At 50.3% G+C, this 24,824-nt stretch carries 22 protein-coding genes; 11 read left to right on the top strand and 11 right to left on the bottom strand.

The window, feature by feature from the left end:
- Positions 1-10: 10 nt before the first annotated feature.
- Complete coding sequence (locus MUG06_RS16070; protein WP_243079223.1) at positions 11-406, top strand: VOC family protein; 396 nt, start codon at positions 11-13, stop codon at positions 404-406.
- Positions 407-502: 96 nt separating this feature from the next.
- On the opposite strand, the gene MUG06_RS16065 is transcribed toward MUG06_RS16070, so the two are convergent.
- Positions 503-1,825: an NtaA/DmoA family FMN-dependent monooxygenase gene (locus tag MUG06_RS16065; RefSeq protein WP_243079222.1), complete on the bottom strand. Its 1,323-nt coding sequence runs from the start codon at positions 1,823-1,825 to the stop codon at positions 503-505.
- Between the two features lie 11 nt (positions 1,826-1,836).
- Positions 1,837-2,751 carry an aliphatic sulfonate ABC transporter substrate-binding protein gene (locus tag MUG06_RS16060; protein ID WP_243079221.1) on the bottom strand — a complete coding sequence of 305 codons (915 nt, stop codon included), beginning with the start codon at positions 2,749-2,751 and terminating at the stop codon, positions 1,837-1,839.
- Between the two features lie 305 nt (positions 2,752-3,056).
- Here MUG06_RS16060 and MUG06_RS16055 point away from each other — a divergent pair, with 305 nt between their 5' ends.
- Positions 3,057-4,043, top strand: coding sequence for an aldo/keto reductase (locus MUG06_RS16055; RefSeq protein ID WP_243079220.1), 987 nt, complete (start codon positions 3,057-3,059; stop codon positions 4,041-4,043).
- Positions 4,044-4,279: 236 nt separating this feature from the next.
- Here MUG06_RS16055 and MUG06_RS16050 read toward each other — a convergent pair whose 3' ends face one another.
- The 6 genes from MUG06_RS16050 to MUG06_RS16025 all read right to left on the bottom strand — a co-directional run bounded on the left by MUG06_RS16050 (position 4,280) and on the right by MUG06_RS16025 (position 10,383).
- On the bottom strand, positions 4,280-4,855 hold the full coding sequence (locus tag MUG06_RS16050; protein WP_243079219.1) for a hypothetical protein: 576 nt from the start codon (positions 4,853-4,855) through the stop codon (positions 4,280-4,282).
- A 96-nt stretch (positions 4,856-4,951) separates the two neighbouring features.
- Positions 4,952-6,073, bottom strand: a complete 1,122-nt coding sequence (locus tag MUG06_RS16045) for a Gfo/Idh/MocA family oxidoreductase (protein WP_243079218.1) — start codon at positions 6,071-6,073, stop codon at positions 4,952-4,954.
- 21 nt (positions 6,074-6,094) lie between these two features.
- Positions 6,095-7,090: an inositol 2-dehydrogenase gene (gene iolG / locus MUG06_RS16040; RefSeq protein WP_243079217.1), complete on the bottom strand. Its 996-nt coding sequence runs from the start codon at positions 7,088-7,090 to the stop codon at positions 6,095-6,097.
- A gap of 48 nt (positions 7,091-7,138) precedes the next feature.
- Positions 7,139-8,119 (bottom strand): hydroxyacid dehydrogenase, encoded by a 981-nt coding sequence (locus MUG06_RS16035; RefSeq protein WP_243079216.1) that lies wholly within the window; start codon positions 8,117-8,119, stop codon positions 7,139-7,141.
- A 1-nt stretch (position 8,120) separates the two neighbouring features.
- Positions 8,121-8,939 (bottom strand): aldolase/citrate lyase family protein, encoded by an 819-nt coding sequence (locus tag MUG06_RS16030; protein ID WP_215848606.1) that lies wholly within the window; start codon positions 8,937-8,939, stop codon positions 8,121-8,123.
- Between the two features lie 10 nt (positions 8,940-8,949).
- A complete protein-coding gene (locus MUG06_RS16025) occupies positions 8,950-10,383 on the bottom strand; it encodes an NAD-dependent succinate-semialdehyde dehydrogenase (protein WP_243079215.1) in 1,434 nt (477 codons plus the stop codon).
- A 459-nt stretch (positions 10,384-10,842) separates the two neighbouring features.
- Here MUG06_RS16025 and MUG06_RS16020 point away from each other — a divergent pair, with 459 nt between their 5' ends.
- From MUG06_RS16020 to MUG06_RS15980, 9 genes are all read left to right on the top strand, one after another.
- Complete coding sequence (locus MUG06_RS16020; RefSeq protein WP_243079214.1) at positions 10,843-11,781, top strand: MurR/RpiR family transcriptional regulator; 939 nt, start codon at positions 10,843-10,845, stop codon at positions 11,779-11,781.
- Between the two features lie 145 nt (positions 11,782-11,926).
- On the top strand, positions 11,927-13,774 hold the full coding sequence (iolD, locus tag MUG06_RS16015; RefSeq protein WP_243079213.1) for a 3D-(3,5/4)-trihydroxycyclohexane-1,2-dione acylhydrolase (decyclizing): 1,848 nt from the start codon (positions 11,927-11,929) through the stop codon (positions 13,772-13,774).
- A gap of 20 nt (positions 13,775-13,794) precedes the next feature.
- Positions 13,795-14,712 carry a myo-inosose-2 dehydratase gene (gene iolE / locus MUG06_RS16010; RefSeq protein ID WP_243079212.1) on the top strand — a complete coding sequence of 306 codons (918 nt, stop codon included), beginning with the start codon at positions 13,795-13,797 and terminating at the stop codon, positions 14,710-14,712.
- Complete coding sequence (locus MUG06_RS16005; RefSeq protein ID WP_215848615.1) at positions 14,709-15,518, top strand: SDR family oxidoreductase; 810 nt, start codon at positions 14,709-14,711, stop codon at positions 15,516-15,518. Before iolE ends, MUG06_RS16005 begins: the two co-directional genes overlap by 4 nt.
- On the top strand, positions 15,484-15,858 hold the full coding sequence (locus MUG06_RS16000; protein ID WP_215848616.1) for a hypothetical protein: 375 nt from the start codon (positions 15,484-15,486) through the stop codon (positions 15,856-15,858). The genes MUG06_RS16005 and MUG06_RS16000 overlap by 35 nt, the downstream gene beginning before the upstream one ends.
- A gap of 281 nt (positions 15,859-16,139) precedes the next feature.
- Positions 16,140-17,063, top strand: coding sequence for a substrate-binding domain-containing protein (locus tag MUG06_RS15995; protein ID WP_243079211.1), 924 nt, complete (start codon positions 16,140-16,142; stop codon positions 17,061-17,063).
- A gap of 189 nt (positions 17,064-17,252) precedes the next feature.
- Entirely contained in the window at positions 17,253-18,305 is a 1,053-nt protein-coding gene (locus MUG06_RS15990; RefSeq protein ID WP_243079210.1) for a sugar phosphate isomerase/epimerase, read from the top strand.
- Positions 18,306-18,315: 10 nt separating this feature from the next.
- Positions 18,316-19,488 (top strand): Gfo/Idh/MocA family oxidoreductase, encoded by a 1,173-nt coding sequence (locus MUG06_RS15985; RefSeq protein ID WP_243079209.1) that lies wholly within the window; start codon positions 18,316-18,318, stop codon positions 19,486-19,488.
- Between the two features lie 192 nt (positions 19,489-19,680).
- Positions 19,681-20,826: a phytanoyl-CoA dioxygenase family protein gene (locus MUG06_RS15980; RefSeq protein ID WP_215848620.1), complete on the top strand. Its 1,146-nt coding sequence runs from the start codon at positions 19,681-19,683 to the stop codon at positions 20,824-20,826.
- 61 nt (positions 20,827-20,887) lie between these two features.
- On the opposite strand, the gene MUG06_RS15975 is transcribed toward MUG06_RS15980, so the two are convergent.
- The 3 genes from MUG06_RS15975 to MUG06_RS15965 are packed head-to-tail and all read right to left on the bottom strand — an operon-like array spanning position 20,888 to position 24,740.
- Positions 20,888-22,222, bottom strand: a complete 1,335-nt coding sequence (locus MUG06_RS15975) for a cytochrome c (RefSeq protein ID WP_243079208.1) — start codon at positions 22,220-22,222, stop codon at positions 20,888-20,890.
- Between the two features lie 2 nt (positions 22,223-22,224).
- Complete coding sequence (locus MUG06_RS15970; protein WP_243079207.1) at positions 22,225-23,994, bottom strand: GMC family oxidoreductase; 1,770 nt, start codon at positions 23,992-23,994, stop codon at positions 22,225-22,227.
- Between the two features lie 17 nt (positions 23,995-24,011).
- Positions 24,012-24,740, bottom strand: a complete 729-nt coding sequence (locus tag MUG06_RS15965; RefSeq protein WP_243079206.1) for a gluconate 2-dehydrogenase subunit 3 family protein — start codon at positions 24,738-24,740, stop codon at positions 24,012-24,014.
- Between the last annotated feature and the right edge of the window lie 84 nt (positions 24,741-24,824).

The raw sequence follows: 24,824 nt of genomic DNA, 5'->3' as shown, positions 1-24,824 counted from the left end.
CGGAGGTAAGATGTCACGTGTACGCGCAGTCGATCATATTGTGTTATCGGTCAGCGATTTTGCTTCGTCACAACACTTCTATCACGGATTAATGACCTTCCTGGGTTTTGAGGTGCTGGATAAAAAGCCACAGGCGATGGGATGGAGCGACGGAACGACCCGATTGTGGATCTATCAGGCTGATGAACCGGGCTTGAAAAATCCCTATCGCCGGGGTAATCCCGGTTTTCATCACTATGCCTGGTCTCTTAATAGCCGTCAGGATGTTGATCAGTTACAGACGTGGCTGGAGCAGAATAATGTCACCATTGTTGATGCCGCCGGTGAATATTATCCCGATTATTACGCGGTGTTTTTTCTCGATCCAGACGGCATGAAACTGGAAGGCATGCATTACGGGGAATGAAGATGACAAGCCATGGGCGTCGTGATATTCCATTCAACGTCACAACAGCGCCGGGCAAAGCGACTCTGCTTCCCGGCGACGAAACGGTTACAAATATCAAACGCTAAACTGATTCAGCGGCTTTTCCAGCCCCAGCGTATCGCGCAACGTGCCGTCGGGATACGCTTTGCGGAACACGCCAGCCTGTTGCAAGCGTGGCACCACTTCCTCCAAAAACAGATCGCCTGAACTATTCAGATAGGTCGGTAATATGACAAAGCCATCGCAGGCTTTGGATTGATACCAGTCGATCATCATCGCGGCGATATCATCGGGTGTGCCTACCGGCGAAGGGAAAGAAAGGCTTTCTGCGTAGCGTCGCGCCATTTCTCCCAGTGTTAATCCTTCTTCAATCGCCTGAGCGATAACATACTGAAAACGGCCTTTGCTGCCGGTGATATGGTCGCGCAAATCTGGCATCGGTCCGTCGGCAGGATACTGCGAGAGATCAATGTTCATGCTGGCAGAGACGAAGCTCAGTCCCGACTCGGTGGTGATCAGCGATTTTAAATATCGATCCAACTCTTCCGCTTCACGGCGCGTTTCGCCAACCACTGGAACCATGCCCGGCAAGATGCGCAATTGATCGGGCTGACGTCCCGCTGTCTGCGCTTTCTCTTTCAGTGTGGCGTAAAACTGTTGGGCGCGCTCGCGGGTTGGCTGCACCACAAACAACACTTCAGCCTGTTTTGCTGCCAGCTCAGTGAAAGCTTCTGATACCCCCGCCTGAATCAACACCGGATGTCCCTGCGGTGGGCGGGGTACATTCAGCGGACCGCGCACATCAAACGCGTCGCTGTGGTGATTGATATAGTGAAAGCTTTCAGGTGAAGCGAACTGTGCATTCTCTTTATCAATGATGATCGCATCTTCTTCAAAGCTGTCCCACAACGCTTTCATCAGCGCAATATACTCTTCTGCGCGCGCGTAACGCTCCACGTGAGAATAGTGCTTTTCCCTGCCGAAATTACGCGCTTCGGTATCACTTAACGAAGTAACGACGTTCCAGGCGGCGCGGCCTCCGCTGATATGATCAATATTCGCCAGCATTCTGGCGGTGCTGTAAGGCACGGAATAGGAGGATGAAACTGTGCCGCCTAAGCCGATGCGGTCAGTAACAGCCGCCAGCGCTGCCAGCAGCGTCAAGGGCTCGGCCCAGCCTACCTGACGACTGTGAACGGTTTTGCTCAGATCGCCGCCGTAGATATCATCGATCGCCAGCTTGTCGGCGACAAAAATCATATCTAGCTTCGCCGCTTCAGCGCGCTGTGCCACGGTGCGATAGAGTGGCCAGTTGGTGCCGCCGCTCGCGACGGCATCCGGGTGACGCCAGCCGCCTTGGTGAATACCGGCATCCAGATAAAGCGCCAAATTCATCATGCTGATTTTCCTTATTGCTGGGCAAAAAAGCTGGCATCAATTAACTGATCGGCCTTAAGGCCGGGCTTAATCAACCCTGTGCGCGTAAACGTGTCAATGGCGTTTTGCTGCTGGCTGCGCACAGTGGCGATGTCACTGATGGGCGCATTATTTTCTCGTTGCACTTTACTCAATGCTACGTTTTCAGGCAGTCGCAGCACCTTAGCGATTCCCGCCGCATACTGTTCAGGATGAGCAACACCCCATTCACGGGCGAGAACCAGTCGCTGACGAAAATCCTGCAGTAAGTCTCGTTTGTCGGCAATCGCGGTATCAGTCGCGACTAAATAGTTAGATACAGGGAAGGCGCGTCCATCCACCGCGATCTGGTCGCCAGATTGCGCGACGGCGAAGGAAACATAGGGTTCCCAACTGGCAACGGCATCAACTGCGCCGCTATCTAGCGCCAGCGTGGCTTCTGCCGGCGTAGTGAAAATAAATGAAACCGAGTCAGCAGGAATGTTTGCCTGCTTCAAGGCATTAAGCACCAGGTTCTGCCCGGAAGATCCTTTGACGGTAGCGATTTTTTTACCTTTTAAATCAGCAGCATTTTTTATCCCGCTCCTTTTTTTCACAATGATGGCATTGCCCAGATACTGTGATGCCTGAATAGCTTTGATCTCTGCGCCAGCCGCCGCCGCAAAGGAAAGCGGGCCATCTCCCACCAAGCCTGCATCCAGGTGGTTGGAATTAAGCGACTCCAGCAAGGGCGCAGCATTCGGGAATTCATACCAGCTCAGCTTATACGGGAGGTTTTCCAACTGGCCTGCGGCTTCCATGACGGCGCGAGCATTCCCTTTTTGGTCGCCAACAATCAATTCGGCAGACAGCGCAGAAGTTGAGAGTAGCGCTAACATCAGTGACAACGATAAATAACGGATCTTCATGACTCTTTCCCTGTAAAAAGAACTCAGGTTAATTTTTCCGCTATCCCCAGGCTAATAAATGATCCCGCTAAGGTTATGCGCAGGGTGAAATAGCCGCTATAGAGTGGCCTGATAGGCGCGGTAAGTTCGCCTGGGGAAAAACATCTTTCGTTGTTGCGACCTTTCATCGCATTTCTCTTTTTTATCTCCGGCGCTCCCGACGCGCTAACGCTATGCTGCTGTCAGTACGTCGATTTTTTCATTGGCGTTACGCATGTGGGAAAACGCCTCCCCATCTTCAGCTGAACATCACGAGGACACGATTCATGAAAGATCGAAATTTTGGACGGACCGGACAACGCGTTTCTGAAATTGGATTTGGCGCATGGGCTATTGGGGGAACGTGGGGCGAAGTCTCTCATGAAGATGCAAAAAGCGCGCTGCATGCAGCTTTAGATGCGGGCATGACCTTTATCGATACCGCGGATGTGTATGGCGATGGCCGCTCTGAAAAAATCATTGCTGAAGTCCTGAACGAACGTGGCGGCAAGCGTCCGTTTGTGGCGACCAAACTCGGGCGACGTCTTTCTCCGCATGTTGCCGAAGGTTATACAGAGAGCAACCTGCAGGCGTTCGTCGAGCGCTCTTTAAATAATCTGCAAGTCGATTCGTTAGACCTTGTTCAACTGCATTGTCCTCCGACTGAAATCTATTACACGCCGGAGGTCTTTGACGTCATGGATAAGCTGGTGGCATCGGGAAAAATTCGCAGCTACGGTGTTTCCGTTGAGAAAGTTGAAGAAGGATTGAAGGCCATCGACTATCCCAACGTTTCGTCAGTTCAGATTATTTATAATATTTTCAGGCAGCGTCCGGCTGAACTTTTCTTCCGTGAAACGCGTAAGCGTAATGTTGCGGTGATTGCTCGCGTGCCGCTGGCATCAGGTTTATTAACGGGAAAAATGAACGCGAATACGGCTTTTTCCGCAGACGATCACCGGGCGTTTAACCGCAATGGCGAAGCGTTTGACAAGGGTGAAACCTTTTCTGGGGTGCCTTATGACGTAGCGTTGGATGCTGTAGAGGATATTCGTAAGTTAGTGAAAGGCGATGTCACCATGGCGATGTTTGCGCTTCGCTGGATATTGATGGATGACGCGGTCAGTGTTGTGATCCCCGGCGCAAAAAATCCGACTCAGGCTGAGGCCAACGCGCAGGCCAGCAATCTTGCCCCGCTGGATCAGGAAACAATGACAGCCCTTAAAACGCTCTATCAGCAAAAGATCGCCCCTTGGGTACATCAGCGCTGGTAATCACTGAATTAATTTGAAAAATGGCTCGGAAAAACACCACCGAGCCATCTTCTACGCACTGCTGTTGCTGAACAGTGTTAATCCGACCCGCTGTCGATGGCAGAGATTCCGTCGCTTTAACCCCTAATTAAATGCGCCAGAAGCCTGTTTAAAAATGAATGTTTGTAGGCTGGCAGGTGCGTTAGTTTTAATTTTCGCGTGGTTTGTCGGGGCATTAATGTGTTGCCTGACAAGTCTCAAGCAGACAATGCGCTGCAACTGGTGTTAGCCCATAGCTCAATACCTTGACGAACCCTGTATTCAACTTTTTGTTTAATCTCTTTCTGTTTTGCCTGAAACGCTCGCGGTTGTAGAAACTGCGGGTCAAAGATAAAACAGTGACCTTCCCAGCAGAGAATAGACCGGTCTGAAACAGTGTGAGGCAACAAAAGGCTTTGACGTTTTGTTGTTTGCCCAGCGCCATTATCAGGATCAACGAAGCGGGATTGCGGGTAAATTCGCCAGGCTTCGTAAGGCTCATCTGGCACCGGTAACAGGAATGTCAGCGGAAAAAAAGTTGAGGAGAGTTCAAGGCCGATAATCTTCAAAGAGATATTGAAGCTCACGCTTTTGCGCGATGGGTTAAGGCTCGGCAAGACATCACACAGAATATGGAAGCGACCTTGCTGGGTCAGCCAGGTATTTACATAGCGTTCCATTAAATGCCACTGAAGATCTCGCTGCGAGACGCCTTCAATTCGGGCGATAAGTTTGAAATGCCGAATCAGTGCATCACTGGCAGTCTCGATTTCTGTCGCGCAGGACTTATTCATATCGCTCACTCCTAAAGCCACACGAAGGTGAAGTAATGTGAGGAGTTATAAAATTGCCTCCTTAAACAACAGGAGGCAGGTTTACACGGGCAACGTTTACAAAATCATCCAGCGCTTTTCTCTGGATGAGGCTACAGCTGCATCAATCACTTTCTGAATTTCCCACGCCTCACGGAAATCGGGCCCGGCAACGGGCTGACCTGCAACGGCACGCAGAAACTCAGCGATCTCGATGGTTTTAAGATCGTTAAAGCCGAGTTGGTGTCCGGGAGCAGGGCAGAATGCCGCGTAAGGGGCATGTTTTGGCCCAGCTTCGATTCGTTGAAAACCATGATGACCGCTATTGCCTTCTGAACGGTAAAAATGCAACTCGTTAAAGCGCTCCTGAGTGAAATGCAGTGCACCCCGCGTGCCGTAAATTTCAAAACCCAGCTGCATATTGCGGCCGGTTGCCACCCAACTCGCTTCAATACTGCCTTTACAACCCCGTGCAAATTCAACCGTCAGGCGAGCAATGTCATCTACTTCGACCGCACGCTTTTCCGCTGCACCGGATGACGTTGGGCGGCTTTTAATAACGGTTTCCAGGTCAGCATTGACGGCGACGATCGGCCCCAGCAGGAAGCGTGCCATTGAGACAATATGGCTACCGAGATCCGCCACCGCGCCTGCTCCACCAGAAGGATCAAGGCGCCACGACCAAGGCGTAAGCGGTGATGCCATAAAATCTTCTGCATGAATGCCGCGAAAACTAACAATATCGCCCAGCTCACCCTGCTCAATCATCTCTTTCGCCAATTTGAGCATGGGGTTTTTCAGATAATTGAAACCGACCTGAGTAACGACACCTTTTGCTTCCGCCGCTTCCGTCATGATTGCCGCATCCTGACTGCCCGGCGCTATCGGCTTCTCGCAATGCACGTGTTTTCCGGCTTTGATAGCGGCCAGCGCCTGTTCAAGATGAAAACGATTGGGTGTTGTGATGGAGACAACATCAATATCAGGATCGTTAATCAATGTGTGCCAGTCATCGGTATGGCGACGAAAGCCAAAACGCTGAGCCGCTTTCTCTGCCGCAGCACCCTCAATATCCGCCACGCAAATCAACTCCGGTGAGACTTCACCGGGGAAGATGCCCGCAGCTGCCCGGTAGGCAAGCGCGTGCGAAAGCCCCATAAATCCGGTTCCGATAATCCCTACGCCTATCTTTTTCATCATGTTTCTCGCAGTTCGCTCTTTTTACACTTCGACTTTTACAGGCTTACCGCTTTCCACCGAGCGCTGAGCGCATTCAGCCAGTTTAAGTGCCATATAACCGTCGAAAGGCGTAATCGGAACGGCTTTTGGCTGACCGATCATATTGACGAAAGCATCCATCTCTTTTCGGTAAGCATCGGCGTAACGCTCCAGGAAAAAATGCACCAAAGGTGAACGAGAATCGGTGGCATTTTGGTTGTAACGACGAACAGTAGAAGGGCGCAGGTTATCGTTCATCAACATGCCTGCTGATCCATATGCCTCGATACGCTGGTCATGGCCGTAAACGGCCTGGCGACTACAGTTGATATGGCACTGTTTGCCAGAGCGGGTCGTCATCTGCACCATCACCGTGTCGTAATCATTGAGCGCTTCCAGCGCAGGTTCCAACATGCGGCTGGCGGAGGCATACACTTCAATCGGCTCTTCGCCCAATAACCAGCGCGCCATATCGAAATCGTGAATGGTCATGTCGCGAAAAATACCGCCAGAGTGACGCAAATAATCCATTGAGGCGAAGCCGGGATCGCGGCTTGAAATCATAATTTGATGCAGTTCACCAATTTCACCGTTGGTGATGGCTTGATGAATTTCGCTGGCGCTGGGATCAAAACGGCGATTAAACGCAATCATCACTGGCGCATCGAGATTTTTGAGTTCCTCACACGCAATCTTAGCCCTTTCTAAATTCAGATCGACCGGCTTTTCGCACAGCACGGCTTTCCCTTTTCGGGCAGCACTCAGCATTAAATCAACGTGAGTATCGGTCGGCGTCGCGATAACAATGCCATCAATGGAATCATCTTCGATTAACTCCATCGGATCTTTAACCGCTTTTCCGCCATATATTTCGGTTAATTTAATGGCGTTCTCAATAAAAGGATCGGCAATGGCAACTAACTCGACTTTTGAATGTGCAGCGACATTTGACGCATGGACATTCCCGATGCGACCTGCACCTAATACGGCAATTTTCATAATATTATTTCCTGTAAGGTCAGTGATGTTCAGACTAATTAAAAGGACTTAAACAATGCCGGCTTTATTTATTTCTCGATGATTGACAATTAAATTCTCTTCGAGCGTTCCGTTGAAGTAATTAATTATATTATTCACCGCAGAGACGGACATCCGCATTGCCGCTTCCTGTGTCAACCCAGCAGAGTGCGGACTCAGCAATAAGCGATAAGAAGCATGTAATAAAGGTGAGGAGGATGGAGGCGGTTCCTCACTAAATACATCCAGTCCGGCTCCCCCCAAACGTTCATTGTTCAACGCTTCAATCAGAGCGGCTTCATCGACAATTCCGCCGCGTGCGGTATTAATGACAATGGCGCTCGGCTTCAACAATGCCAGTTCTTTTCGACCTATCAGCGGCTTGGTGTCGCTCAGCGGTAAATGCACCGTAACGGCATCGGCGATTTTAAGACCCTCTTCAATTTGTTCTATTTGCTGTACACCCGAATCAGTAAATAGATCAGCCGGAATAAAGGGATCGTAAGCCACTACCTTCATATTGAAGCAGCGTGCCATTCGAGCAACTTCACGTCCGATACGGCCAAAACCAAGAATAAAAAGCGTGCGACCCGCTAACTCAATGGCTGAAAAACTGTTTCTGCAATTCCACTGCCCTGACCGCATATTCTCATCGTATACGCGCAGCTGTTTCGCCAGTGTCATCAGCATTGAAAGGGTGTGCTCTGCCACGGAAAGTGAATTGACGTCACCGACAATCGTCAGCGGAATCGACCTTTCATTCAGCGCGGGCAGATCAACCGCGTCATATCCGACGCCGTGCCGTGAAACGATTTTCAGTTTTGCAGCCTGCGCGATCTCTTTGCTGGTCAAAGGTTGCGTACGCAGCAGCAAGGCATCAGCGTTCTGAATAAAAGGGGCATAGCTGGAGACGCTGACTTCATGAACCAAGTCAAAGGTAAAACCTGGCGCATTTTTCAGAATAGCGAGTCCGGCATCGTGAATTTTTCCGGCTACAAGGACATGGGGCATTTTAATATCCTCCCTTTTGGGCGGGAATCTCTTTCTCAGACTGCTGGCCGGTCAACTGGCGAAAGCGACTGACGCTGGCCGCTGCGGCACCGCGTAACAGCTGAACGTCATTGGATACCGTTACCAGATCAAATCCCCATTCCACCGCTTTGGCTGCATATTCCGGCGTGCCGTTATGCAGGCCTGCACGAATACCCGCAGCATGGGCGCGTTCAATGATGTGCCTGATGCAGTCAACGATCTCCGGCTCATCGCGATCAAAACCGGTACGGTATTTCCTGCCGGTCATCCCCAGCGTGAGATCTGCCGGGCCGATGTAGATACCATCAAGGCCGGGAGTCGCGACAATCTCATCGATATTCTTGACGGCTTCTGCCGTTTCAATCATGGCGAAGCAGAGAATTTCATTATCAGCATGCTGACCATAATCCTGACCCGCAGAGAAGGTGACGCGGGTAGGGCCGAAACTGCGGCTGCCAAGTGGCGGGTAACGTACACAGGAAACCAGCTGCCGTGCTTCTTCGGCATTATTCACCATCGGACAAATGATGCCGTACGCACCGGCATCCAGCGCTTTCATGATGTCACCTGGCGAAAGCCACGGCACACGCACCATCGGTGTCACACCGCTTGCACGCATGGCCTGTAACATGGTGGCGGCGGTTTCATAACCAACAAAGCCATGCTGAATATCGATGGTGACAGCGTCATAACCTTGCGCCGACATGATTTCAGCCGTGAAAGGGCTGGCGATAGAAAGCCAGCCATTAAGCGCTGGCGACCCGCGTTCCCATAATCGTTTAACGTTATTGTTGATCATCGCGTATTCCTTACAGCACAACTTGAGTCAGTTTGACGTTCATGTATTCGAGGATCCCCTCGCTCCCACCTTCACTTCCCATACCGCTGGCTTTGATTCCGCCAAAAGGCACTTCTGCCGCCGCGAGTGCGAAACTGTTGATGCCGACCATACCAGCCTGAAGGGCGGCAGAAACGCGGCGGATCCGTGCTGCATCGCGGGTGAATGCGTAAGCAGATAAAGCGAACTCGGAGCGATTAACACGCTCAATGACCTCGCTTTCATCACTGAAGGTTGTAATAGCGGCGATGGGACCAAAATTCTCTTCGCACAACGCCAGCGCATCATCTGGAACATCAGCAATAACCGTGGGTGCGAAATAAAAACCGGGTTTATCTTGAATACGCTGACCGCCAGTAACGATACGGCCACCTTTTTGGCGCGCGTCCTCAACGATTTTTTCAATCGCTTCCAGTCTGCGTGTGTTGATTAACGGCCCCATTTCAGTGCCTTCGTCTTGTCCATAACCCACTTTTATGTTGGCTGCGCGACGGGCAAACCCTTCAATAAAGGCTGCAGAAACTGATTCCTGAACATAAAAACGGTCTGGCGTGACACAAACCTGCCCGCAGTTGGCAAACTTGGTCGGCACGGCCAGGTCCAGTGCTTTTTCGATATCAGCATCGTCAAAAACAATCATGGGTGCGTTGCCGCCAAGCTCCATGCTCAGACGTTTGATGGTGGCTGCTGAATCCCGAATCATTTGCTGTCCAATCGCAGTGGAGCCGGTCAGCGTGACTTTCTTCACCGCTGCCGAATTAATCAGGGGTTTATAAGTCTGTTCAGTACCGCCAACCACCATATTCACTACGCCAGCGGGAAGGCCCGCTTTCTGCAGACATTCCATAATGATCATCGCAGAACCGGGAACCTCGCTTGAGGGGCGCAACACGACGCTGCAACCCGCAGCTAACGCGGGTGCCACTTTGCGGGCAATCAGGACAACGGGGAAATTCCACGCAGTAAAAGCGGCAACCACGCCAACCGGTTCATGGGAAACTTCGCAACGACCCCCTGCCACACGGCTTTCAACGATGCGACCATAAATGCGGCGGGACTCTTCGGCATACCAGGTAAACTGGTCGATGGATAAGGTCCACTCACGACTGGCCTGGCCCAGCGGCTTGCCGCTTTCCCGTGAGATCATTGTTGCGGCGCGCTCGCGGGCTTTTTCCATCTCCTGAGCCACGCGATGTAACGTTTCAGCGCGCTCCCATGCTGGCGTCTGTTTCCAGAGCGAAAAAGCCTGTTCAGCGCTGGCAATGGCATCAAGCGTATCCTGTTCTGATGCTGAGGTGATTTCACCTAGCTTCTCATCGCGGCCTGGGTCGGTCACCACGATTGGGTAGCCGCCGCGGCCTTCACGCCAGCGACCATTAATGAATTGTCCAAACTCTTTGTACATACCCGCTTCCTGTCTTTTCTGAGGTCCGTTTTCTCCAGACCGATGAAATGTACACCTCGAAATCGAAGCCCCGTTCAGCGTTACAGCTAACAATCTAGTTGCAATGATTAGATCGCTGCAATAAAAATTGCAATGCGCTTTTTTTGAGTTTTTGAGTCAGGTTTTTAAGGGAGAATAATTTTTATGTTATTGAAAGTAATGATTAAATTTGCTTGCAATTTTTGTTGCGAAGGATGTTTTGATGCACTGGAGAGGCGAATGTTTATGCTAAATATAAGAATCAGATCACGTAATTTGAAATTTCAATTGCAAGGTAAATTGAAATGCAATTTTAGTTGCTATAACTTGATGTGGTGAGCGGGCAGAAGTGTCAACTGAGCAGGACATACATTTACTGAGAAAGCACCCTGATTCTCAGTTTAAAATGACTTTTTGATTGAGTATTGAGGGCACGTTGTCATGGCTAGTCGTAAAGATGCAGAAAAAAAACTGCAGCGGCCACCGCACAAAAATTATGAACAAGTGGTAAACGATATCACTGAGCGATATCCCCATTTGTCAGAGCGTTTTCAACAGGTGGCGCGTTTTATTATGCAGAATCCAAATGCCGTTGCGCTGGAATCGATTAATGCGATAGCGCAAAAATGCGGCCTGCACCCCTCTACGCTCGTGCGATTTGCTCAAAATCTGGGGTACAGCGGATTCAAGCAGATGCAGTCAGTATTTCAAACGCGCCTGGCAACATCTGCACCTGGCTACAACGAGCGTATTGTTGCACTTGAAAATGATTTAGAAAAAAACCAGCAGCAGGGAAGTTTAGGATTTCTGCACAGTCTGGTCGTTAGAGATATCGCGACGCTTCAGGGCATGCTGGAAAGCATCAAGGCAGCTGACTTAGATCAAAGCGCGGTCTATCTGAAAAACGCCGAAACCATCTTTATTGCGGGTCAGCTCCGTTCCGAACCCGTTGCGATGTTGATGCGTTATCTGCTGACCATGCTTAACCGCAAAGTGGTATTACTGGATATGCCGGGCGGGCTTGCTCCTCATATGGCCATGAACATGACAGCAAACGATGCGTTAATTGCCGTTTCGTTTCGCCACTATGCGCAAGAAGTGATGAATATTGCTGACATTGCTGAGAAAAAAGGCATACCCGTGATCGCTATTACCGACAGCGTGCTATCACCGTTAGCCAAAAATGCCTCGGTACTTTTCACCATTCCAGAGGAAGAGTACAGCTTCTCCCGTTCGCTGGCCGCGCCGGTGTGTTTAGTTCAGTGCATCGCACTCGCAGTGGCTTCGGCGATGCACCCGGAAGAAGAGCAGCCAAGGATTGAAACGGTCACTGAGCGTACTTTACGGGTAGAAGAATTTAAAAAGACGCCAGCAAAATAGTTCCCTGATTACCGGCCCGAACCCGCTTCCCAACAGGGAAGCTACGCCCCGGAATGCAACATTTGTTGCGCATAAAGTTTTATAGCAACATAAATTCCTACAATCCGCCTGTTCTTACCGACGGGCCTTACAGCAGGTAGATATTATGTCGACGTATCGTTGCACCACTGCACAGGCCATTGTGCGCTATCTCAGTAACCAGTTTACTGAGATTGATGATCAGGAAGTCCCGCTGTTTCCTGGTGTGTTTGGCATTTTTGGTCATGGCAACGTGACCTGCATGGGGGAAGCCCTTGAAAGTGTTCAGGATGTGCTGCCAACGTGGCGCGGCCAAAATGAACAGTCAATGGGATTCGCCGCGGCGGGGTTCGCCAAAGCGCGCCTGCGCCAGCAGATTATGGTGGTTACAGCGTCAATCGGGCCGGGAACGACGAATCTATTGACAGCTGCAGGCGTGGCACATGTAAGCCGGTTGCCTTTTTTAATGCTCTGCGGTGATACCTTTGCTCAACGCCATCCCGATCCGGTTATGCAACAAGTTGAACATTTTAACGATCCAACGCATACCGTTAACGATGCGTTTAAAGCTGTAACGCGTTATTGGGACCGTATAACCTGGCCGGAGCAGATCGTCTCTTCGCTGCCGCAGGCAGTTGCAACCATGCTGGATCCTGGCGAGTGCGGGCCTGCTTTTATCGGTCTTTGTCAGGATGTTCAGGAGATGGCGTGGGATTTTCCCGAAGCCTTCTTCCAGCGCCGTGTGCACCACATTCCACGTCCACGCCCGGACAGTCAGTTGCTGAATAAAGCGGTTGCACTGCTGCAACAAGCCAAAAATCCGCTGATTATTTCTGGCGGCGGCGTCCGTTACTCGCGAGCGGAAGCGGCATTAGAAAAACTCGCTAAAGAACGCGGCATTCCCGTGGTTGAAACCATCGCGGGTAAAGGCGCTTTCACTCACGATCATCCGGTACATGCCGGCCCGATTGGCATCCTGGGTTCAACATCCGCTAATGCGCTGGCAGCAAAAGCAGATGTGATTATCGCTGTCGGCACCCGCTTGATGGATTTTGTAACCGGCTCATGGTCAGTCTTTTCACATGAAGCAAAATTTATTGCTATCAACGCAGCACGCTTTGATGCCAACAAACACTTTGCCATTCCGTTGGTATGCGATGCGCGAGAAGGTTTGTCTGAACTCGATCAAGCATTAGGCAGCTATCAGGCCGATCCCGCGTGGCTTCCACAAGGAAAGGCATGGTTCAGCGAGTGGAATCATCTAATTGCAGAAAAACAAGAGCGGGCCATCACCCCTGACGGCGTTCCAACTTATGCGCAGGTGGTTGGCGTGGTAAATGCCAGTGCAGCGAAAGAGGATTATGTCATCAGCGCAGCGGGGGGGTTGCCAGGTGAGTTAGTCAAAGGGTGGAAAGTAAAAACGCCTGGTACCTTTGATTGCGAGTTTGGCTTCTCCTGCATGGGATACGAGATTTCCGCCGGCTGGGGTGCCGCCATGATTGAAGAAGAGCGAGATGTTTTCGTCATGATCGGGGATGGCACCTACATGATGATGAACTCCGATGTCTATTCAACGGTGCTCTCCGGTCACAAGATGATTCTGCTGGTGTGCGATAACGGCGGCTATGCGGTCATTAACCGACTGCAAAATGCCAAAGGCGGCGCGTCATTCAACAATCTGCTTAAAGATTGCAAAGTAAAAGAACCCTTTCACGTCGATTTCGTCGCGCATGCGCAGTCGATGGGCGCACTGGCACGTAAAGTCAGCAACCTTGATGAGCTGGAAACCGCCATTGGATGGGCTAAATCCAACGATCGCACCACAGTTATCTGCATTGACACTCATCCGCATGAATGGACACCAGGCGATGCCTGGTGGGATGTTGGCGTACCCGAAGTCAGCGCCCGGGAGAGTGTGATGGAAGCAAGACGGGAGCAAGAAGAAGCCCGCAAAAAACAGCGGATTGGTATTTAACCTAATCAGGAAAGAGAACCATGATTTTAAAAGCCAAACTGGGCATTGCTCCCATCGCCTGGTCAAATGACGATTTACCTCAGTTGGGGGGTGATACACCGTTATCGACTTGCCTGGCAGAGAGTCGCGAAGCAGGATTTTCAGGGGTTGAAACAGGCGGGAAATTTCCGTTGAGCAGCGCAGAGCTTCGCCCACAGCTGGCTGAATATGACCTGCAATTAGTGTCAGGCTGGTATTCCGGCACTTTGCTGGATAACGACCTGGAGAGTGAAATCGCGAAAGTAACGCCACAGTTGCAACTGTTTAAAGATTGCGGCGCGGCATGCCTTGTGTATGGCGAAACGGCCGGAACGATTCAAAACCGTCAGGATGTTCCTCTCAGTCAACGTCGTCGCTTAACCGAGAGCGAAATTCAACGCTACGGTGAAAAGCTGACAGCTTTTTCTGACTACTGCGCTGAGTTTGGTGTCCCGCTGGCTTTCCATCATCACATGGGAACGGCTATTGAAGATGAGCGCGACATCGACTTGTTAATGGCGCATACCGGCCCGTCAGTGGGACTGCTGTTTGATACCGGTCATCTGGTTTTCGCCGGAGCCGATCCGTTTAGCATCCTGAAAAAGCATGCGAATCGCATTAACCATGTACATACCAAGGATGTTCGTGCCGAGGTTCTTGCCGCGCTGGACTGGCAGCGCGATTCATTTCTGGATGCAGTGCTTAAAGGGGTTTACACCGTGCCCGGTGATGGCTGCATCAACTTTGATAAGGTCGTCAGCGAGCTGGCAAAAACCGGTTATCAAGGCTGGTTTGTGGTGGAGGCTGAGCAGGATCCTGCACTGGCGCCTCCGCTGGAATACGCAAGAATCGGCTATGCCAGTCTGATAAAGGCATTGGCTCAGGCAAATTATGTTCTCACTGAAGGAGAAGACGAATGACTCATTTTCTTGATGGAAAAATTGCCGTAATCACCGGCGGTACGCAGGGTTTAGGTGCGGCAATTGCAAAAGAGTTTAAACAGTCTGGTGCAGCGGGCCTGATTTTGTGTGGTCGTAATGCCGAGAAGGGAGCCGCAGTGGCTGAACAGTTATCCAGCCCAGAGTGTGCCGTACATTTTGTCAAAACGGATCTGACAAACGTTGAGGACTGCCGCAAAGCGATCAAAACCGCCGAAACGCATTTTGGCCGACTTGATGTGCTGGTCAATGCGGGCGCAATGACCGACCGCGGGACAATTATCGACACTTCTCCAGAGCTGTTTGACCAAATGTTTGCGACGAATGTACGCGGGCCGTTTTTCCTGATGCAAGAAACCGTGAAGCTGATGAAACGCACAGAAGTGAAAGGCAGCATTGTGAATATCTGCTCTATGTCTGGGCTGGCCGGGCAGCCTTTCATTTCAGCCTATTGCGCATCAAAAGGTGCACTGGCGACACTGACGCGCAACACCGCGTTTGCCACGCTGCGCAACAATATTCGGGTTAACGCACTGAATATTGGCTGGATGGCTTCCGAAGGCGAAGATCGGATTATGAAGCAATATCATGGTGCGGAGGATAACTGGCTGGAAAAAGCGGCAGCCGATCTGCCCTTTGGGCGCTTGATTGATCCGCATGAAGTTGCTCGCGCCGTCGTCTTTTTGGCAAGTGAACAGTCAGGACTCATGACGGGCTCAGTGGTCAATTATGACCAGTCCGTCTGGGGAGGCTATGAAAACTCGCCGGCTCCGGCACAGCCTCTGTGATTTAAATCAGGCAGCCGATTTCGATTGGCTGCCCGCAAAGTCTGGTCTTTTTAGTATGCAAAATGTAGAGAAGATGGAAGAGATAACCGGTTTCTATCGCCATTTCTTACTGGCCATTTGGCAAGAAAGAAACGATCCGCTTCGTAAAAATGAAGCTGAGATAAAAGCAGCGCTACTCTCCTGGCTGGAAGAGCAAAAACGAAGTAAGCGTTACCGGGTACATTGTAAACATGAGATTTTGAGCATGTATGAAGAAATTGAAAATTACGGCGTTAAAGAACTTGAACGCAGGATTAATAATCTTCATAAAAATTGCGTTTATCTACTTGAGACGTCTTAGTTAAATAACGCTTTAATCATGAGCGCTTTTTACTGATTAACGTGGGCCACTTTCAACGTAAAAATCGGCACCTAATGCTATGACAGATTGATTAATTAATCGCACCTTAGGCTGTGATGCGACTCTTTATTTATCAGGAAACGATTACCGTTATCCTTTATCGGATAATTTAATGAACTTCTTTTGCCGGGGAAAGAGCCAGGGATTGTCTTTTTGCAGGAAGCATCACTATAACCGGAAAATAAATACAGAAAGCACATCCTCAACCTACAGGTGACATAATGAATCTCATTAAACGCATTGCCATTACCGGTATTGCTGCCGGCATGATTTTTTCTGCCCAAGCTAAAGAGATGAAAGTCGGCGTTGCATTGTCCAACTTTGATCTTAACTTTATTTCAATCTTGCGTACGCAGATGGATAAAGAGCTAAAACAGCAACAACTGGACGGCCAGTTTGTTGATGCAAAAGGAGACGTTGCCCTGCAAGCACAGCAGGTTGATGACTTCATCAATCAGGGGGTTGATGCCATCATTCTCAATCCTGTTGACACGCAAGGCGTGGCACCCATGATCAAGGCGGCCGAAAGTGCCAATATTCCGCTGGTGTTTGTTAACCGCAAACCCGAAGTCAAACTCCCCGAAAATATGGCCTACGTTGGCTCAGATTCAGCGCTGGGTGGGAAAATGGAGATGGAAGCGTTGGCTAAAATGATGAATTATAAAGGCAACGTCGCGATTATCATGGGGGCGTTATCTACTGAAGAGGCGCGCGAAAGAACGCGTGCCGTTGAAGCGGTGATTAAAGAGCATAAGGATATGAAAGTCATTGAAAAACAAACGGCTAAGTGGCAACGCAATGAAGCAGTAGATGTGGTTTCCAACTGGCTTTTGAACGCAACGCCCATTGATGCTATTGCCGCAAATAATGATGAAATGGCGATAGGCGCTATTCTTGCTTTAGGGCAGTCAAAAAAGAAAAATATTCTTATTGCAGGAATTGACGGTACGCCAGATGGCCTGAAATTCGTTCAGAATGGAAAAATGGCGCTCTCTATATTTCAGGATGCAAAAGGGCAAGCAACGGGTGCGGTTAAAGTAACCCGAGCGCTGCTGGATAAAAAGAAAGTCGAAACCTACACCTGGATTCCTTATCAGGTTATCACGTCAGAAAATTATAAAAATTTTCTGACGTCCAATAATTAATATCAATGAATTATTCTGTGCTGATTTTTGACTAGCGATGTAATTATATTTTCAACCTGGAGTTGAATTTTCATTTCATCGTTTTTTAAATGAGTTTAACTCGTAATAAGTGAAAGAAATTGAATGCTTTTCCCTGTGTCTTTGCACCTGTTAATAGAGCAGGTGCATCTTTTTTAATTGGGAGTGGTTATGAAAACAATTAAAGGTCCTGGCGTTTTTCTGGCGCAATTTGCCGGAGAAAGTGCACCCTTTAATACGCTTGCTGGCATGGCATCGTGGGCGGCAGAAAAAGGATTTAAAGGCGTGGAGATCCCCAGTTGGAATACAAACCTAATCGATCTTCATCGGGCTGCTGAAAGCCAGACTTACGCCGATGAGATACTGGGTGTCCTGAATGAATATGGTCTGACGTTGACCGACCTCGCCAGCCATTTGCAAGGTCAGCTGGTGGCCTTGCATCCTGCTTTTGATTTGCCGGCTGATAGCTTTGCGCCAGCTGCGCTCAGAAACAATCCTGAGGAGCGCCAACGTTGGGCAACGGAGCAGCTAAAGCTGGCTGCAAAAGCGTCACGCCGGTTAGGGCTGGATAAGCATGTGACCTTTTCAGGCACCTTGCTCTGGCCGTTTCTTTATCCTTATCCGCAATGGCCCGAGGGTCTGATTGAAGAGGGATTTGATGAACTGGTCCGACGCTGGATGCCAATCCTCAATGCATTTGACGAACAGGGTGTCGATGTTTGTTACGAGATCCATCCTACTGAGGATCTGCATGATGGCCTGACATTTGAACGCTTTTTGGAAAAAACGGGCAATCATTCACGCTGCAATATGATGTATGACCCCAGTCATCTTGTTCTGCAAAGTATTGATTATCTCGCCTTCATCGATCACTACCACCAACGTATTAAAGCTTTTCACGTCAAGGATGCAGAGTTCCGTCCCAATGGGAAAACCGGCGCCTATGGCGGGTATCAGCCCTGGACGAGCCGCGCGGGGCGGTTCCGTTCTCCAGGAGATGGGCAAATTGATTTCACTGCCATTTTTTCAAGCCTGACAGGCTATAACTTTGACGGCTGGGCGGTACTTGAGTGGGAGTGTTGCTTCAAGAATCCAGAAGATGGTGCACGCGAAGGCGCGCTTTTCATCAACGATAAGATCATTCATGTGACAGAACGATCATTTGATGATTTCTGCAAATCCTATGCAGATCAGTCGCTAAACAGAAAAATCATTGGAATTTAGGGAGAGTGTCATGAATAAACAGCCATTGAAAGGTCGCCGCATCCGGCTCGGCATGGTGGGCGGCGGTGAAGGCGCTTATATCGGCGGTATTCATCGATTCGCTGCCCGAATGGATAATCAATATGAATTAGTGGCTGGCGCATTTGATGTGGATCCTGAGCGTGGGCATGCTTTTGCTGCACAGAATTTTGTCGCAGCAGAGCGCTCTTACAAGGATTATCAGACGATGATTGCCGCTGAAAGCACGCGCGAAGATGGCGTGGACATCATCGCCATCTGCACGCCTAATTTTACCCACTATCCTATCGCCCGCGCCTGTCTTGACGCTGGCATTGATGTGATCTGTGAAAAACCGCTGACCACCACGCTTGATGATGCAGAGGCTCTGGCTGAAGTCGTGCAGCGTACCGGAAGATTTTTAGGGGTAACGTATACATATTCCGGTTATCCCATGGTGATGGAAGCCCGGAGCAAAATCGAAGCAGGACTGATTGGCAAAGTCCGCACGGTACAGGTTGAATATCCATTGGAATGGATGGCGACAGGCATTGAGCTTAAAAACAATCAACAAGCGGCATGGCGTGTTGACCCTAAGAAGAATGGGCGGGGCGGTTCAATCGGAGACATTGGCACGCATGCTTATCACTTGGCCAGCTATGTCACTGGCCTGCAGGCCGAAAGCGTACTGGCCGATCTCGCTACCTTCGTTGAAGGCCGGGCATTGGATGATAACGCACACGTCCTGATCCGTTACGAAGGTGGCGCAAGGGGCATGCTTTGGTCATCACAAGTCGCTATCGGCTGCTCTAACGCTTTACGCTTGCGCGTTTTTGGTGAAACAGGCAGTTTGATGTGGTTTCAGGAGCAGCCTAACGAGTTGCTCTATACCTCGCTGGAGGGCGATAGCCAGATTATCAAACGTGGCCGGGATACGCTCCACGACTTGACGAAAGCACGCACTCGTACGCCGCCCGGTCATCCCGAAGGCTACATTGAGGCCTTTTCAAATCTCTACCAAGGCTTCGCGACAATTCTTCGGCTGCGCGATGAAAAGCGCAATTTCACAGAGAATACCCACGTAATACCGCAAATTTATGATGGATTAAAAGGCGTGGCTTTCGTCGATGCCGTTGTGGACAGCCATGAACAGGGTTCGGTCTGGATGAAACCTAAATACGTGTAGCACCACAAGAGAGCACATTTGCGTGGCGATCCGTTTTGACATGAAACAGGGCAGCGATCACATGAGGGTTTTGTGAGGTTTTTTTGAGGTTCTGTTAACGCAATGTAACTGCTAACCTGGAAAGGAATTCTTCTGCTTTAGAATGGCATGAGGCAGAAAACGTACCCTACAACAGTCAAAAATGAGGTTGCTATGACATCTCAATATTTCGTGAATGAAGATCAGGTTTCAGTTGAAGATTTCAGTTCTTTTTGTGCCCAACATGTCGACCGCGCCGACTATCCGCTGGCCAGCGAAGTCACCTCTGATGTATTGATTTACGATCGGCATGTGCTTGACGAAATTGCAGCAACAGACAAAAAGCGGGTGCTGAGTGAGTTACACAAGGCGCTTTCCTATGGGCCTGGCGTTTTTGTGGTGCGGGGGCTCTATAGCGATACTGAAATCATTGACAGCGCCTCTCAGGTTTTTGAAGAGATTATGCACGAGGAGGCTAAGTCCAAGGTACAGGCTGACCACTTTTCAAAAGCTGGCAACAATGGTCGCATCTGGAATGCTCTGCAAAAACTGGCTGAAGCTAATCCACACGTGTTCACGAATTACTATGCCAATACCACGCTGGGTTTGATCTGCCAGGCGTGGTTAGGGCCAGCCTGGCGCATGACTTCGCAGGTTAATCAGGTTCGTCCTGGTGGCGAAGCGCAACAGGCGCACCGTGATTATCATTTGGGTTTTCAACAAAGCGCCTTTGCCGCTGAATTTCCTGTTCCCGCGCAAATTCTTTCGCAATATTTGACGTTACAGGGTGCCGTCGCCCATACGGACATGCCACTCGAATCAGGCCCAACGCGATTATTGCCGTGGTCGCATCAGTATGAACTGGGCTATATCGCTTACCGTCGCCCAGAGTTTGTCGATTTCTTTAATGAAAATTATGTCCAGCTGCCGCTGCGCAAAGGGGATGGATTATTCTTTAACCCGGCGCTGTTCCATGCCGCAGGCAATAATTCGACGCACGATGTCGTACGAACGGCGAACTTGCTGCAAATCTCATCGGCGTTTGGCGTTCCCATGGAGGAAGTCAATCATGAGCAGATCCTTAAAGTGATTTATCCCTCACTCAAAGGCAGCACGCTTTCGGAAGAAACGCGCAATGCCGTGATTGCCGTTGCGGCGCGCGGCTATTCTTTCCCAACTAATCTGGATACCGATCCGCCGGTAGGTGGATTGGTGCCAAAAACGCAACAGCAGCTCTTGCTGCAAGCGCTGCAGGATAACCTGAGCGCGGAACAATTTAACCGCGAATTAGACCAGCACACCGCCAGACGAAAGGCGTAACGCACACCCGGCACCTGCAAAACAAACCAGCCGCAAGCGAGATTGCGGCTGGCTGCGCCACTTATTTTAACGTTGGTGCCGTGAGTTTCTCTTTTGCCGCCGTTTGTTTACGCATTGCCGCCACGTCTGCTGCCGTCACTTCCGTTCCCTGATTACCCCATGACGTACGGACATAGGTGAGAATGTCGGCCATCTGTTGATCATTCATCTTCCAGTCGAAAGAGGGCATTCCGGCTGCGGTAGGTCGGTCTGCGGTGTTGGCAGCTCGTGCACCGTTTAACAGGGAATTTATCATGTTAGTCGGATTATTGAGCATTGATCTATTACCCGCAAACGCCGGTACCATGCCGCTGATCCCTTCGCCCTGCACACCATGGCAAGCGGTACAGTTCACTTCAAAGCTCAGCTCTGCGTTCTTCTTACGTGTTTCATCCATCACAAAAGCCTTCGGGGCTGGCGTGTCGGATGCAGGAAGGCTTCTGAGATAAGCGGTGACGGCCTGTAAATCGCTGTCGCGGAAATATTGCATGGAGTGTTCAACCGCTTCGGCCATTGGCCCGGCTGCGACGCTCTTGCCATCTGAGCCCGTCTTCAGGTATTCAGCGATCTCTTTATTGCTCCAGCTTCCGATACCGCTATGTGCATTAGGGGTAATGTCGGGTGCGTACCAATCTCCGAGCGCCCCACCTTGTAAATATTTACTGCTGATTTCCCCGCCCAGCGCATTGCGCGCCGTGTGACAAACGCTACAGTGCGCTGGCCCATCAACTAAATATTTTCCACGATTAATCAGGTCCAATTGATCGCTGCTTGACGCTGTTTTAAGGCTTTCAGGCTTGAAACCGCTGTTATCAAAAAACAGCAGGTTCCAGCCCGCCATCGCCAGACGAATGTTGTACGGGAAATTCATCCCACCATTTTCATCAATCTTATGGTTTACCGGTTTGAGTGTTGAGACATAGGCCCAGAGATCATGCATGTCCTGATCGTTTAATTTGGCGTATGCGGTATAGGGCATGGCAGGATAGAGGAAACCCTTATCGCCACGGCCGAGACGTACAGCATTGAAAAAGTCGCGCTCGGTCATGTTGCCGATACCGGTCTCGCGGTCTGGCGTGATATTCGAAGTTTTAAGCTCCCCGAACGGCGTATTAATTTTGTATCCGCCCGCAAAACTTTGCTCATGACAGGCTGCGCAATCGCTAAGACGCATGACGTATTCGCCGCGCTTAATGGCCTCTGCATCTGAACTGCGATAGTCAGCCAACACGGTTTTATTATCAGCAACATCAGAGCGTGAGCTGTCCATCACCAGCCATAATTTGCCGAACACCCCGATCCCCGCCAGAACGGCCAGCGCCGCCAGACTGTATCCAATTTTCTTTTTTGTACTCATGATTATGCTTTCACCAAGGGAGCAGGATTTTTGATGTACATCTGATGGATGGCCTGAGCAGCACGAACAGCCAGCGCGCCCACGGTAATGGTCGGGTTATAGCCGCCGTTATTAGGAAAAGCTGATGCACCAACGACAAACACGTTATGGACATCCCAGCTTTGCAAGTAAGTATTCACTGCTGAGGTATGGGGATCTGCGCCCATTACCGCGCCGCCAATGGTGTGTGAACTCTCTTGTAAGTAGGGATTCCAGCTGCTGTCTGTCTGGCGTTCAAAGATGGTGGTGGTGGGGCCCGCTTCCTTCATGATGCTTTTGGCTTTTTCGGTAACGTAGTTCACCATTTTGATATCGTTACTGTTCCAGTCGAAGGTCACGCGCAGCAGCGGTCGACCATGACGGTCTTTATAGACAGGATCGAGATCGAGGTAAGCGCCGCGCACCGGCATTGATGTGCCCTGACAAAACACGGTGGCAGCGGTCTGATAGTCACGTGCATAGCCTGCTTTCCACTCACTTCCCCAGCGTTTTGTTCCTTCACGCAGGCTGTTCATATGCTGGATAGGGCGGCCATCAGTGTTATAGGCCATGATCCCGGCACCACCGATGAAGTCGAGGTGACTGTGATCAAAATTGTCGCCATTGAAGTCATCAATTTGTACCGCTAACGCACCACCCCCGATAAAGGGATTCATAAACTCACCATCAAAGAAACCGGTGACTGAGGAGCAGCTTTGATAGTTGTAGTTGCGTCCGATCGTACCGCGACCGGTTTCTGGGCTATATGGCTCACCAATTTGCGACAGCAGCAACATGCGCACATTGTCCATTTGGTAGGCAGTGATACAGACCACATCGGCAGGCTGAAAACCTTCAACACCCTCTTTGGTGATGAAGCGAACGCCTTTGGCTGTTTTTCCATCTTCATGTTTGATGACCTGCAACACTTCGGTTTCAGTCAACACGCTAAAGTTTGGACGACGCATTAACACCGGAAGAATACAGGCTTGAGGAGAAGATTTACTGAAGTTGCCACAACCGTGGAAATCACAAAAACCGCAGTAGGTGCAGGGGCCCATGGTGACACCCAGTGGATTAACATAGGATTGGGACAGGTTGCCAGCCGGAATGGTGAAAGGGTGATAGCCCATACCTGCTGTGGTGGTGCGGTACTTTCTCAACCAGTGCGTATCTTTGAGGGGGGGCGTTGGATAGTCGCGGCTGCGTGATCCCTCAAAGATATTGCCATTTGGCTGCGGCTGACCATTTAGATTACCTGCAATGCCGGAAGTGCCAGCAATGCGCTCAAAGCGATCGTAATAAGGTTCCATTTCAGCATATGTCACACCCCAGTCTTGCAGCTGCAAATCCTTCATTTTACTGGCGCCATAGCGTTCGCGGGTCTGCGTCGCAACTTCAAAATCCCAAGGCGTAAAGCGCCATGACATTCCGGCCCAGTGTGTACCTGCACCGCCGACGTTCCAGCCAAACTGATAGGCTGACCAGTCACGAACGGGAGCGGCATCCTGCCGGCTATGGTTACGAAAAGTGGTGGTTTCAACGCTCATCGGCTGTAACAACTGACGGCGTGTATGCCAGCGAAGTTCATCAGGATCCACGGCAACCGGGAAATCGGTTGACGTATCACGCCAGGCACCGCGCTCAATCGCGACGACGTTCAGTCCGGCACGCGTTAACTCTTCTGCCATGACGGAACCCGCCCAGCCTAATCCGACAATCACGACGTCGGCTTTATTTCTTATTTGTGACATTTACTCTGCTCCGACAATCAATCTTTTGGAATAAGGCTTACAGGAATTAACTTCAAATTTTCGCCGCGACGGTCAACATATTGGCGGTAGTCGTAACGTGCACCGGGAAAGCCAATCATCTTCCAGCCAGCCATGGTTTTGTTGCCACCATAAAGCGGGTCAGCTAAATAACTCTCACGTACGTTTTGCAGCATTAATTCAAAGAACGCCTGGCTGTTCACCTCCTTGCCAAGATAAATTTTCCCTGCTTCCATCATGGTGAGAAAGGTATCGATTTGTTCTGCATTGAGGGTATGAAATGAAGCGTGATGATTGACCTGAGACCAGGCTTCCAACGCTTGCAGACCTGTCAAATAACGCTCTCTCGGCGTTGACAAAAACTGTGGCGAACCCATTAATTTTTCTTCGTTTTCCGGACGCAAAGGCCCTTGCAGATACAGCGCCGCGCCGGAACCGTAATCGCCAGCCAGCTGATCGTCTATAAACTCGATGGCCCCTTCTTCACAGGCCGAAGGGCCATGATCGTCAGCAGGAATAAGACGATCAAAAATGGCCGTCAGGTTTTTTCTGTCTGTTTCATTGGTCAGAACCCGATAGCCGCCCGTCATTGCCGGTAACGGTACAGCATCTGAAGTTAAATGAGTTTCAAGCGGAACGTTATGCAGTTCTTTGGCACTCAGCTTTGGCGCTAACGTTACCGTCGCCACAAGTGAACTGAGTGAAAAGAGTGCTTCTCTACGATTCATATCCATTTCCTTAATGCTTGCCAGCACGACTTATATTCACCCAATGAATAAGTGAACTTCCCTGAAGATTGGCAATAGAAAACC

The sequence above is a fragment of the Pantoea sp. MQR6 genome (assembly GCF_022761075.1).
Taxonomy (GTDB): domain Bacteria; phylum Pseudomonadota; class Gammaproteobacteria; order Enterobacterales; family Enterobacteriaceae; genus Pantoea; species Pantoea phytostimulans.
Note: the sequence above shows the minus strand (reverse complement) of the source record. Positions and strands in the feature narration are given on the sequence as shown.

What these genes read in the sequence shown, in the direction of transcription:
- MUG06_RS16020 (WP_243079214.1), top strand. Translation starts at nt 10,843, where the DNA reads ATGGCTAGTCGTAAAGATGCAGAAAAAAAACTGCAGCGGCCACCGCAC.
- MUG06_RS15965 (WP_243079206.1), bottom strand. Translation starts at nt 24,740, where the DNA reads ATGAATCGTAGAGAAGCACTCTTTTCACTCAGTTCACTTGTGGCGACG.
- MUG06_RS16035 (WP_243079216.1), bottom strand. Translation starts at nt 8,119, where the DNA reads ATGCCCCATGTCCTTGTAGCCGGAAAAATTCACGATGCCGGACTCGCT.
- iolE (WP_243079212.1), top strand. Translation starts at nt 13,795, where the DNA reads ATGATTTTAAAAGCCAAACTGGGCATTGCTCCCATCGCCTGGTCAAAT.
- MUG06_RS16045 (WP_243079218.1), bottom strand. Translation starts at nt 6,073, where the DNA reads ATGATGAAAAAGATAGGCGTAGGGATTATCGGAACCGGATTTATGGGG.
- iolG (WP_243079217.1), bottom strand. Translation starts at nt 7,090, where the DNA reads ATGAAAATTGCCGTATTAGGTGCAGGTCGCATCGGGAATGTCCATGCG.
- MUG06_RS15990 (WP_243079210.1), top strand. Translation starts at nt 17,253, where the DNA reads ATGAAAACAATTAAAGGTCCTGGCGTTTTTCTGGCGCAATTTGCCGGA.
- MUG06_RS16030 (WP_215848606.1), bottom strand. Translation starts at nt 8,939, where the DNA reads ATGATCAACAATAACGTTAAACGATTATGGGAACGCGGGTCGCCAGCG.
- MUG06_RS16025 (WP_243079215.1), bottom strand. Translation starts at nt 10,383, where the DNA reads ATGTACAAAGAGTTTGGACAATTCATTAATGGTCGCTGGCGTGAAGGC.
- MUG06_RS15995 (WP_243079211.1), top strand. Translation starts at nt 16,140, where the DNA reads ATGAATCTCATTAAACGCATTGCCATTACCGGTATTGCTGCCGGCATG.
- MUG06_RS15970 (WP_243079207.1), bottom strand. Translation starts at nt 23,994, where the DNA reads ATGTCACAAATAAGAAATAAAGCCGACGTCGTGATTGTCGGATTAGGC.
- MUG06_RS15985 (WP_243079209.1), top strand. Translation starts at nt 18,316, where the DNA reads ATGAATAAACAGCCATTGAAAGGTCGCCGCATCCGGCTCGGCATGGTG.
- MUG06_RS16060 (WP_243079221.1), bottom strand. Translation starts at nt 2,751, where the DNA reads ATGAAGATCCGTTATTTATCGTTGTCACTGATGTTAGCGCTACTCTCA.
- MUG06_RS15980 (WP_215848620.1), top strand. Translation starts at nt 19,681, where the DNA reads ATGACATCTCAATATTTCGTGAATGAAGATCAGGTTTCAGTTGAAGAT.
- MUG06_RS16005 (WP_215848615.1), top strand. Translation starts at nt 14,709, where the DNA reads ATGACTCATTTTCTTGATGGAAAAATTGCCGTAATCACCGGCGGTACG.
- iolD (WP_243079213.1), top strand. Translation starts at nt 11,927, where the DNA reads ATGTCGACGTATCGTTGCACCACTGCACAGGCCATTGTGCGCTATCTC.
- MUG06_RS15975 (WP_243079208.1), bottom strand. Translation starts at nt 22,222, where the DNA reads ATGAGTACAAAAAAGAAAATTGGATACAGTCTGGCGGCGCTGGCCGTT.
- MUG06_RS16050 (WP_243079219.1), bottom strand. Translation starts at nt 4,855, where the DNA reads ATGAATAAGTCCTGCGCGACAGAAATCGAGACTGCCAGTGATGCACTG.
- MUG06_RS16070 (WP_243079223.1), top strand. Translation starts at nt 11, where the DNA reads ATGTCACGTGTACGCGCAGTCGATCATATTGTGTTATCGGTCAGCGAT.
- MUG06_RS16065 (WP_243079222.1), bottom strand. Translation starts at nt 1,825, where the DNA reads ATGATGAATTTGGCGCTTTATCTGGATGCCGGTATTCACCAAGGCGGC.
- MUG06_RS16055 (WP_243079220.1), top strand. Translation starts at nt 3,057, where the DNA reads ATGAAAGATCGAAATTTTGGACGGACCGGACAACGCGTTTCTGAAATT.
- MUG06_RS16000 (WP_215848616.1), top strand. Translation starts at nt 15,484, where the DNA reads ATGAAAACTCGCCGGCTCCGGCACAGCCTCTGTGATTTAAATCAGGCA.